Raw genomic sequence first — 11,030 nt, 5'->3', positions numbered from 1 at the left:
GATAACGCTTTTTATCATCAAGCAAACTATCTACTCTTTTAACAGCCTTTAGGACGGCATCTTTGGTGATGTCTAAGCCATAAGCTTTCTTAACCAAACGACAGACCTGCCTATAAGGCATCATAGAAGCGTGACACGCTAGATGATACATAAAGTAAGATGAATAACGCACATACTTCTCTAATCCTAGCCAGTCATCAACTGGACAGGAGGTTCTATCACCTCTCCGCCAGCGACTTCTACTGAAAGTCATCTGACCAAACGTAAAGACAACTGTGCGCTCAGTCTCGTTTATGCGAGTATAGCCCTTGGCTCGCATCAGAGGGGCAATATGTTTTTCATAATCCATAATTTTCTTCAAAAATAACTCTTCTTTGTGATTCTGTATTTCTTGCGTAAAACTAGACTCGTCAAACATAACAGTCTATTTTACACTACTTCAGAACAAAAAGGGTATCATTTGCTCATTATTTTTTCAAAACATCTAAATACAAATAAATGACCTGCATAAAACAGTGCAGGTCATTTATTATTTCTTATCATCAATCAAAGCGCTAATCTGGCTAAAGGCTTTGATATCACCATTTAAAGCTTTTTGTAAGACAACCAAAGCCAAAGCCATCTCGTTTGTTGGCTCATAGCCTAAAGACACCAGAAAGCCTTTCATCTGCTCATTACTGACATCAGCGCTTAATAACGCTTCAAAAGCTCGCTTTAAGTCAGCCTTTTGTCGTCTGACTTTGGCAGAATTAGCCCCCCCTTTTTGACTAATTGCTTTTTGTTCACTCTTAGAGCGCTTGTGAATAGGAATCAAATTACTACTATTTGCCATTATATTCTCCTTTGTAAAAATGTATTTTTTCTTTCTTAAACTGAATAAAATACAAAATAAGCCTTCATTTCAAAATTTTCTCGTGGTTCACTCGTGGTTCAATTTCAAAATAAGCTCATTTCCTTGTATTTTTATACATCGACCTTAACTGCTTCGATGCCAGTCTCAAGCTCAAAGCGTTTAATGATACGAGACACATATTTTGGATCAAGCTCCATCGAGTAGTTGACTCGTCCCAACTTCTCGCAAACCATCAGGGTCGAGCCAGACCCCGCAAACGAATCTAAGACAAGCTCGCCTTGCTTGCTTGAATTACGAACCAAACGTTCAATAAGCGCTAAAGGCTTCATCGTCGGGTGGTCAGCATTTCTCTGCGGACGATTGACTCGCAGGATAGATGTCGCCTGTTGCTCTTGATAGTGCTTGATAATATCTATGAGATCAGCCTTACTTTTAGACTCAAGGTCTGACTCTAGAATGGTCGAGAGACTAAAGTCCTTGATAAAGTAGTGGCTAGCACCTTCTTTCCATCCATAAAGGCAAGGTTCATGTTGCCACTGATAATCTTGTCGACCAAGAACAAAAGTATCCTTTGCCCAAATCAGGCACTGCTTAATGAGCCAGCCAGTAGAAGTGACTGCATTTGAAAAAGCAACACGCTGACTGTCTGCATGCCAAATATAATAAGCACCACCATCTTTCAAAAAGGGGTTGACCGCTTGAAAGGCATCGGACAAAAACTGCTCGAACCGATGGTCATCCATTTGGTCGTTTTCGATAGTCAGCCCTTCTTTTGTTTTTCCAGTGTATGCAACATTGTAGGGTGGGTCTGTCACATACAAGTCAACTACCTTATCACCTAACAACCGCTTGAGATGGTCAGGATTGGTGGCATCACCACACATGAGTCTGTGACGTCCCAATTGATAAAGCGTGCCAAGCTCAGCTGGCTCTTCGATCTCTTCATCGTTCTCGTCCTCCACCTCCTCTTTATCAGTAGTCAGAGGCGACGACAAGATGTTAGTCGAAAAACCAAACTGTCCCATGTCAATATCTAGGATAGTAGTCAACTCTTGCTTGAGTAAATCCATATCAAAGTCAGTGTTGAGTGTAATTTTGTTATGCGCTAGGATGTAAGCCCGCTTACCTTCTTCAGACAAGTGGCTCAATCGAATAACAGGAACTTCCTCAACACCTAACTCTGATAAGGCGAGATAGCGACCATGACCTTCAATGATGACATTATTCTCATCAAGAGCGATTGGGTCGTTGTTTCCAAAAGTCTCAATAGACTCTTTGATTTGGTCGATTTGGTATCTAGGGTGTTTCTTTGCGTTGGTTTCATAAGGCACAATATCCTTGATGGCAATCATTTCTAATTTCATAATGAGTGCTCCTCCTCTTTTTGTTTGTTCGTCTCAAGACGTCTTGCTTGAGCATTGTCTTTAACACGTTTGTATTGCGTGAAGTCTTTGACGACTTGATCGAATTTTTCATTAAGCAGTTTTCTCTCGAAGCTAACCTCAATCATTTCTTTCTTAATATCATCACTATTAGCTTGAGGAGAGACATGAAGTGACTCTAAAATGTCCAAGGCTACCTGACGACTGACTGGCGTATCTGACTTGATATCCTCAAGAGCAGACGTTATTTTATTGAGCTTTTCAATTTTAGCATCAAGCTCTTTTAGGGTCGCTTGGGTTTCTTTGATTTGATCGATGAAACGATCATGCAGGTCATGAAACTGATCTGAGTCTGAGATGCCATGACTGACTAAATAATTATATTCTTTAACTAATAGACTGAGTTTAGAGATGTTAGGGTTCTTCTTCATGATATACTCACCGCTCTCGTAAGCTAACTGGTTGATAAGAGTCGAGCCTTTCATGAACTTGTTAGATTCTGAGTTATCTGGGTTGATAAAATAGAAAAAATCTGATTTCTTGATGAAAAGGATAAAACTATCATCGTCCTGCTTATCAATCATGTGACTAGGGATTTTAACTGTCCCTTGGTTGGCAACGCCATACTGCATAAGAAGATAAATGCCTGACTTCGTTTCAGAATCAACCTGCCACGGTTCAATCTTAACCTGAATTTCAAAGTCATCTGCTTTTTCTTTTTGAAGCTTGTCGTACTCTGATTTGATTTCCTCTAAAGGTAGGACAACTTCATTTTTTGAAACTCGCTCAGCAATCTGCTCTAACGAGTAACGCCCTTGTTTGGATAAGGTACGATCACGAGTTGCTCGTTCTTGAGGACTATCCAGCAGACAATACTTAGCGTGCTTGCCTGAAAAATCTACAGACAAAGAAAGACTTTCCGCTTTAGCTTTAAAATCCTCAAGATTGGTTGAGTGCTTTATCAGAAAATCAAGACGTGATTTAATCTCTAACTTAAAAACATTCTTTCTGCGATAAGCTAAGTATTCTTTGTGACCGAAAGATTTTTGTTCAAGCACTTTAGCGCCAGCAAGCTCAGCATGTTTGTTTGAAATATTAAACAAACTGTTAGCTGTTTGTTTCTGCCATCTGAACTTATTAAGTGTGACAGAATTGGTCGAATTAAAAATAATGTGGTTGTGTAGATGCCCCTTATCCATGTGAGTGGCAATGACAAAACCATGTTTAGAGCCAGTCAGCTCCATCGCTGTCTTACGACCAATAGCATGAACCTCTTGAGGGGTAAGATCATCATCGGGGGCAAAGGACTGGATGATGTGATGGGCTAAGACATCATTTGAGGCCAACTCTTCATAATTGATTGGTCGTCCTTTCTGAAGATTAGCTGTTACTTTGAGTTGTCTCATCTCTTCATAAGCTGTCTTGGGATTAACAATCAAATGGCTAGAGATCAGCTGTGAGACAGGTTCACCATCCACAAAAACAAGTGGGAAAATGACATCGTCATCATCAGTGACTGTTTTATAAAGTGTCTTTTCATCATCTAGAATATACTTAACTGCCCTCTTCAAATTGTTGTAAGATTTGATCTGCTTGACCTTGGTTACTACCATAGTCACCCTCCTTCAATTGTTGGTGGATGTCTTGAAGCAGACTAGCTTCATTCTTAAAGGTATCATCCACTAACTGACTAATCTTGAGAACAGAAGATTGTAACTCAAGAAAATCAGATAAGTTTATCTTGTCATTTGTATTGGCATAACGAGCCAACTGGTTGATGTTGACCCCAATCCGATTAATCTCTGTTCTTAACTTAGTCAACTCTGAATAATCAACAGTAATGACCTGACCCGTCATCAACATATAGCAAGCGTAAGTATTAAAGTTAGTGAACCCAAAGCTCTCCATTCGCTTTTTGACTAACTCATTTTCTTCAGGCGCTAGCCTAACAATACGTTGAATATTACGATATAACTTTTTTGAATCACTCATTCTCTAACCTCTCAATAATTCTTATTTTTGTTCTGGCAAGATTAGCACGGTGATATCACCTTGCCATTTTTACCCCATTTTAGCCAAAACAAAAAGGGCAAGATTGCCCTTTGTTTTGTGCTAAGTTGGTGTAAATCTTTGGGGAAATCCCCAAACCCCTAGTCGCTCGCACCAGCGTTTATCTGCTCACATGACCAGACGAGCTCTGTCTTGATGGTTTCATAGTCTTGGTCTGAGATAGACTCGAGGTACTCAATGGTAGTCTTGTAATCTTCGACCAGACTATCATCCATGCCTTCTAAGCCTTCGAGGTCTTCATCTAGAAGCGCAATCATCTTTCTGCGCTTAGCGCCTAAGTAGTCAGTACGCTCATGGTAGCGTGCCCCATCAAAGTCGTATAGACTTTGTAGTAAAATTGTTTCAACTGTATCAATCATCTTCATTCTCCTTCTGCGGTCGTTTTGCCATAAAGCCTATTGATAATTCAGCAAGAAAGTCGTCTGCAGATGTCTCTACAGGCTCATCTCGTTCTTGCTGGCTTGGGCTTTTTTTGTAGCAGACTGCGCCTCTTCTTTCTCTTTAGTCTCTTTAGATTGAGATGCTCTGCTCTTGACCTCTTCTATTTTAGCTTGGACAGGACTCTTAATCGCTTCTTTTGTCTTGTAAGTTTCAAGTGTATGATCAATGCGCTTAATCAAGTCACTCGCTTTTTCTTGCACGATAGTCATCTGCGCCTCAAGGTCAGCTAGACCTGCTTCATCTTGCGTCCAAGAAGCGAGATATCCGAAACTATAAGAACTTGTATCAATTCCGTAGTGACTAGCTACAACAAAAGCAACTGACTCTGCTTGAAGCTCGGCAGTGCTTCGTGAGATTGCTTGGTCTTCGGTCTTATCGTTAGAATGCAACTCAGAGTGTGCCAGCTCGTGAAAGAATGTTCGTAGAGTATCCTGCTCAGAACGTCCTTTCTTCAGAACGATTTTATGTTCCTCTGGATTAAAATAACCATTAACACCTTCAGATATTTCAGAGCTATCTTGAAACACAACCTTCACGCTATTAGCTTCAGCAACCGAACATGTCGCATGATAAAGCTTAGCATAATCCTCGTAAGAACCGTTTAACTCGTTGACTGGACTCGGCAAGTCTTTTCCTTCTGTTTGAGAGATATCAAAGACCGTTACCATCTTAAATCCGACCCGTGTTTTATCATTACCCTCGTCATCTTTTAGGACTTCTCCCGTTTCAGGGTCTTTGATTTTATGAATTTGTGGCGCAAATATCTTAATGCCTTTCTGACCTTTTAAGACCTGACGGTCAAAATTAGTCTTCCAAGAGTTATAAGAAGCCACTGTTGTGATGTTTGGATTTTGAGCTAACATCAATCGGATGTTGCGTGGAGAGTAGTCATGTAATTTAGAAACGGCTGTCAAATAATCCTTGTAAGTCTCTGAATCAAAATAGTCTTTGACACCTTCTTTGAGGTGCTTTGTAAGACCAGCAGTATCCTTATTGGCAATCAATTCCGACACAGTTTGCGTTGTCTCTTTCGTCTCTTCTTCAGGTTCAGCTTTAAGAGGGTTAGAGCCAAAACCAATCTCTTCAGCGTCTGATTTGCCATCGCCGTCCATATCAGGACTGTAAGGATTAGTTCCTTGACGACGTTCCACTTCATCAGGAATACCATCACCATCCGTATCAACAACCAGCTCTTCTCTGAGAACTTGAGTTGTTCTCGCTTCTTCATCCTCAAAAAAGTTCTGAACCCTATCTTGGATGCGTTGGAAAAAATTACGAGGTTTCTCGCGTTTCATTTCTGATACTTTTTCTTGATAAGCATCGCGAGCTTTCCTTAACATAAAGTCAAAAAAGAAAGCTGTATCATAGAATTCATTATGGATAGCCTTTGATAATTCAGGAACTGAGATTCCTGCTTCTGATGCTTTATCCATCAGTCCCTCAAAATCAGAACCAACATCAACCAAGGCATTCCAATCAAGCTGAGGATAAGACTCACTCAAGAAATCTAAATTGCGCCCATGATTAAAAGCTTGTTTCAGCAAATCATCATAAGTCCAAGGAACACTAATAGGCTCTTCTAAATCTCTCATAAGGAATCGCTCCTCTCTCTTCCAGTTAGAGAGAGGTGTTGATCCAACTCTAGCTTCATAAAACTTTTCTAACTCAGGCGCGACATCTAATCGTTCATGATAAGCTGTTACATACTCATTGACGGATTGTTCATTATACAGCTTAGCATCGCCAAAAAATCTAAAGTCATAAACTTTAGCAATCCCATACACCTCAGTATCGCCAAAAACTTCAGTCCCACCATAAATCTCAGCATCGCCAGAAACCCAAACTTTATCATAAACCTTAGCGCTATCATAAACCTTAGCAAAACCAAAAACCTCAGCATCGCCAAAAACTTCAGCATCGCCAAAAACCTTAGCCCCAGCAGAAACCTCAGCATTGTCAAAAACTTTAGCATCACCAGAAACCTCAGCATCATCATAAACAAAAGCATTGTCAAAAACTTTAGCATTACCAGCAACCCAAGATTCACTAGAATGAGATAAATTTACCTCACTTTCAATATAACCACCAAGATCACCAGCTTTAACTTTGCCAAAATCCCTCAACGCCTCGATGCGATAAAGCGTGTGACCATCAACTTCAATGGAGTCTGTAGAAAGTAGCTTATACTTTTTGTCCTCATTAGGACTTTGAGTAGCTTCCTTCTCCTTTTCTAGCTCTTCCACTTTCTCTTGGTAGATAACTTCTGCTTTAGACCAAACAACGTCAACAAAGAAATCTGTCTCAAGCAACTCGTCATATATAACCTGAGATAAAATAGACGTGTCAATCCCTCTGTACTCTGCTAACTCCATTATCTCACTAAACCTAACACCTGATTGAGCGAGCTGTGTCCAGTTTAATTGAGGATAATCATCATTCAAGAAATCTAAATTCCTACCCGTTTCAAATGCATAAGAAACCAAATCATCATAAGTCCAAGGAACACTAATAGGCTCAGTCGTCTCTTCCCAGTCAAACCACTCGAGCATTGTCCAAGGCTCTTTAGGCTTGTCATCCATAGCACTTTGTGGCAGATGAGCCTCTAGGAATTCTTCTAAAGCAGTGCTATCCTTTGCAGGCTCTAACTCAACTTCTTTAGCTGTCTCGAACCCCTGAACCGTCCGCAATACAACCTCGTCTATCTGACTTTCATCTAACATAATAAAGCTACCGACGTACCTCTCAGCTTGCCCAGCTATCTCCTCTAATAGAGCATATCGCAACGGCAGAAGCATCTCATCTTCTGTAAAGCGCCCTTCAAAGTGCCAACTAGACATCTCTAAGGCTACATCACGTGTCGCCCTAACAAGGTAATCTAAATCCTTAACATTAGCATTGACATTAGCAATCGCAAAAGCCAATCGTTCCATATTAGCCTCATCAGAAAGAGTAGGTACTCGATAATGAATAAAACCTGTATCCTCCATCAACTGACGAAAATCTGCTTGTTTTGGTAATTCTTCAATATCTGGAGAGAAAGACGAAATCTTCTCAAAAGCAGAACGATAGCCATTTAACACTTCAGGATCAGTATCGCCCAAAACCTCAGCATCGACATCGCTCAATACTTTAGTGCCAATATCTGCAAAAGGAATATCTAGCTCTTTCAAAACGATAAGAAGATAGAGACTATTTGTCATCAAAAAGTTATCCCTATCAACTACAACTTCTTTAATTTGTTTTGACAAAGTCTCAATGCCTTGTTCTAATTCTAAGTTTGTCATTTGTTTGTACATAACAATCTCCTCGTACTCTTTATTTTCTAAAATAGCCATCATCTCACGACCACCATCCTTGATGTAGTCATTATTAATAGCCAACTGCTCAATCTTACCGTCACGTTCACGGTAAACACCCAGAATAGTCTTGCCCTGCCCTGTTCTATCTAGCAAACTATTTAAAGAACGTCCCAATTTCATTAAAGAAGCAGGAAAAACCTCATCATCTACCGTTCTGAAAGCTAACAATAAATCTCTGTCCTCGGCTCTAATTGCTTTAGACAAATCTATTTTTTTGAACTTTTCAATATCACTTAAATCAGAAAAATAGAAAGACTTAGAATCAATAATAGCTTCTAATTCAGGTAAAACTTGCAACTTACTAAAAGTCGCCCCTTTATTCGCTATTAGAATATTGTCAAATTCACCTCTACCATTGACAAAATCTTCCAGAGTATTTTCAGGTGTTTGTCCTTCCTTTATAGGAGCTATCCCAGTCAAATGCATAAAATTCGCTTTCTCAAATCGAATATTAACTGAAGCCACATCTTTCTCGTTCTTAAAGAAATAAGTCACCGTGCTATCTGATAATGTATCTAAGTACCAACTGGCTACTTTTTGGATTTGAGGAGCATATCTATTTAGTTTCCGTAATTCTTTTTGAGAGACTGGATGATAATGCTTCTTATAGATTGACTGAGAATCATCTGTTATGGTAAAATGAAGTAAAGATTGAGACTGAGTTTGACTTGGTGACAAGTCATTCAAAGGTTGCGAGTTATTCGCTTCAGGTAGAGGTGCTGCCTTCTGATTCTCATCAGAAAAATCCCCGAGTATGTTCTCAATCTTTTTTTCTTGCTCTTGAATATTATCAAGGGCTTTTTTTGTACGTTCTGAAAACCCTTCTAGACTGTGGTCTATTTGGGATAAAGCTGTTAAGTCCTTATCTGTAAGACCTTGAAGCTTATCAGATAAGACTTGCGTCTCTTTACCGAGCCTATAAGAGATATCCGCTATCTGCTCAACTTCCCCTGTTTCATTAGAAATAATAAAGAGGTCGAAGCGTGCTTCTTGCGAACTAACATCTGCCCCAGCTGAACGCTCATTTTCAGGATAAAGAGCCGAAACAAAATTATCATAAGTATAATGCTCACCTGCCATAAAGCGTGACGACAAAGTATCATTGTCTGAACCCCTAAACATGACGTGATAACGATAAGTCGGGGTGGGCTCTGATAGTTCTTTTTCGCCGAGCCATTGTGTTATCTGTTGATCCATTGCTTGAGTGATGTCCTCTTTAGTTTGATTAAAATCATCAATAACAGACTCTAACTCAACAATCACAGGCTCAAGCCCTTCTTGATGAATGCGCTCAGATACATGATAAGCGTATCCTTCCATATCTTGAAGCGATGGATCTCCGCCTTTAAAATCAAGCATATAGGTGTTATCGCCGACCGTCAGCTCAAAAAAAAGACTTTCATAAGCGTCATCTACTCGTCCTGACGAAAACCAGTCATCTAGCTTTGAAACGACTTCTGCAGGTTGCCCTATATCGTCCTCTGTTACCCAAAAATAAGCCTCCTGACCTAGTCCTTCTATTTGACCGAGTAATTCCTGCACCTTTTTACTAGACTGAATATTAGGAGGTAAATCCTTCCAATAAACCGTCGAAAGGTATTCAACCTCAGCTTCAAGAGGTACAGGCTTCTCTTTTTTTACTAAAGCAGGCTGTACAATAGGTTCTTGCCCGCTAAGAAGCTCTGCTAGTTTTTCTTTATCTTCGGGCGTTTTCGCAGGATAGCGATCTGACTCAATAAAGATGCCCTCTTTTGTCAACTCTAGAGCCGTCCGTCTAAGACCTCTAACAAAATAAAGATTAGGTTGCTTCTTCCATTGACTAACCCGATTGTCATCAATTAAGGATTGGGCTTTGGAGGATATAAGCACCGTTTCGGATAACTCCTTAACTTGAGGATATTTGGAAGCTTTCAAAATATCGTTCCAATCACTCTTTGTTCGCCCTTCTTTTAGAGCGGGAAGCGCTGTTTGAAAAGGTATCCCTTTATCTTCCAAACGCTTGATAAAGCGAAGCCCTGCCTCATCATGATCAACAGCTAACGTAATCAAATCCTGATATGACTCTAGGACATTAGTTGTCTTGGCTGTGTTCGCCAAAAATGCCCCCTGTTTAGCGCTCTCTACAGGCGATAGGATAATACCCCGCTCATAGAAGAGGTTGGCAACGTGACGGCTTACAGACCCCTCTTTTAGCCCATCCATAGCCACCAACCTTACATCTTCTAAACTATCCTTATGAAGCTCATAATAACTCATCAGATCAATAGGCGCTTCCGCAAAGATAAGCCGTTTAGGCTCTCCGATATCGATATTCAGCCCTGTAGAGCCGTCAGAAGCCCGCATGATTTGCTTTAGCCGTCCTCTTTCATGTAGGTCGTAATCCTCTCTAATGCCCTGTAGTGAGCCTCCTACGAGCTTCTTTGACCTATCAAAAGACTTAAAGACAATGACAGGTTCTAAGACGTTTCCTGTTTTTTTAGTAGCCTGTGCCACAACTCCTTTATCTAAGAAGAAGTCAATGGTTTCATGAGACAAGCCCCTCTCCTGATGCAGGTAATCTCTAGCTTCTTTGAAGTCCGTCTCATACTGAGCTAGATAGTAAGAAAAAGGCTCTTTGGGTTGTGGCTTGACCTCTTCTGCTAAGGAAAAGTCGCCTGTTTCTAAAAAATGCTTAGCTTCTTTAAAGCTAGGCATTGTACCTGTCTGTTCTTCACGAATATACTGAACTAATTTAAAAACATCGCCTCCTTTGGAGCGAGAAAACCAATTGAAATAATTCTCTCTAGTATTGATTTTTAAGGACGGATGTTCCTTCCATTGGTAACCATAAGAGCTAAATCGCTCTAATTCCATCCCTAAACTTCGAGCTACATCAATCATAGACAACTGCTTTAATTCTTTAACTGTTTTTGCCATAAAAACCTC

General features: G+C 40.2%; 6 protein-coding genes and 1 pseudogene. All 7 read right to left on the bottom strand.

What is annotated here, in order from left to right; genetic code table 11:
* Positions 1 to 349 (bottom strand): annotated as a pseudogene (locus tag ACLN19_RS07850) (ISLre2 family transposase); the annotation flags it as partial.
* A 180-nt stretch (positions 350 to 529) separates the two neighbouring features.
* Positions 530 to 832, bottom strand: coding sequence for a hypothetical protein (locus ACLN19_RS07845; RefSeq protein WP_413385077.1), 303 nt, complete (start codon positions 830 to 832; stop codon positions 530 to 532).
* Between the two features lie 131 nt (positions 833 to 963).
* Positions 964 to 2,217 carry a site-specific DNA-methyltransferase gene (locus ACLN19_RS07840; protein ID WP_413385075.1) on the bottom strand — a complete coding sequence of 418 codons (1,254 nt, stop codon included), beginning with the start codon at positions 2,215 to 2,217 and terminating at the stop codon, positions 964 to 966.
* The gene (locus ACLN19_RS07835; protein WP_413385073.1) at positions 2,214 to 3,848 is read right to left on the bottom strand and encodes a helical hairpin domain-containing protein; all 1,635 of its coding nucleotides are present in this window, start codon (positions 3,846 to 3,848) and stop codon (positions 2,214 to 2,216) included. Before ACLN19_RS07835 ends, ACLN19_RS07840 begins: the two co-directional genes overlap by 4 nt.
* Positions 3,790 to 4,227 (bottom strand): plasmid mobilization protein, encoded by a 438-nt coding sequence (locus ACLN19_RS07830; RefSeq protein WP_413385071.1) that lies wholly within the window; start codon positions 4,225 to 4,227, stop codon positions 3,790 to 3,792. Before ACLN19_RS07830 ends, ACLN19_RS07835 begins: the two co-directional genes overlap by 59 nt.
* 158 nt (positions 4,228 to 4,385) lie before the next feature.
* Entirely contained in the window at positions 4,386 to 4,664 is a 279-nt protein-coding gene (locus ACLN19_RS07825; protein WP_413385069.1) for a transcriptional regulator, read from the bottom strand.
* 75 nt (positions 4,665 to 4,739) lie between these two features.
* Positions 4,740 to 11,021: a PBECR4 domain-containing protein gene (locus ACLN19_RS07820; RefSeq protein WP_413385067.1), complete on the bottom strand. Its 6,282-nt coding sequence runs from the start codon at positions 11,019 to 11,021 to the stop codon at positions 4,740 to 4,742.
* Between the last annotated feature and the right edge of the window lie 9 nt (positions 11,022 to 11,030).

This window comes from Streptococcus lishijunsis, from assembly GCF_047290665.1.
GTDB lineage: Bacteria > Bacillota > Bacilli > Lactobacillales > Streptococcaceae > Streptococcus.
This window is presented reverse-complemented; position numbering and strand designations above follow the sequence as displayed.

Bases quoted from the DNA above. Each gene is read 5' to 3' on its own strand.
- ACLN19_RS07840 (WP_413385075.1), bottom strand. From the start codon at position 2,217: ATGAAATTAGAAATGATTGCCATCAAGGATATTGTGCCTTATGAAACC.
- ACLN19_RS07845 (WP_413385077.1), bottom strand. From the start codon at position 832: ATGGCAAATAGTAGTAATTTGATTCCTATTCACAAGCGCTCTAAGAGT.
- ACLN19_RS07825 (WP_413385069.1), bottom strand. From the start codon at position 4,664: ATGATTGATACAGTTGAAACAATTTTACTACAAAGTCTATACGACTTT.
- ACLN19_RS07835 (WP_413385073.1), bottom strand. From the start codon at position 3,848: ATGGTAGTAACCAAGGTCAAGCAGATCAAATCTTACAACAATTTGAAG.
- ACLN19_RS07830 (WP_413385071.1), bottom strand. From the start codon at position 4,227: ATGAGTGATTCAAAAAAGTTATATCGTAATATTCAACGTATTGTTAGG.
- ACLN19_RS07820 (WP_413385067.1), bottom strand. From the start codon at position 11,021: ATGGCAAAAACAGTTAAAGAATTAAAGCAGTTGTCTATGATTGATGTA.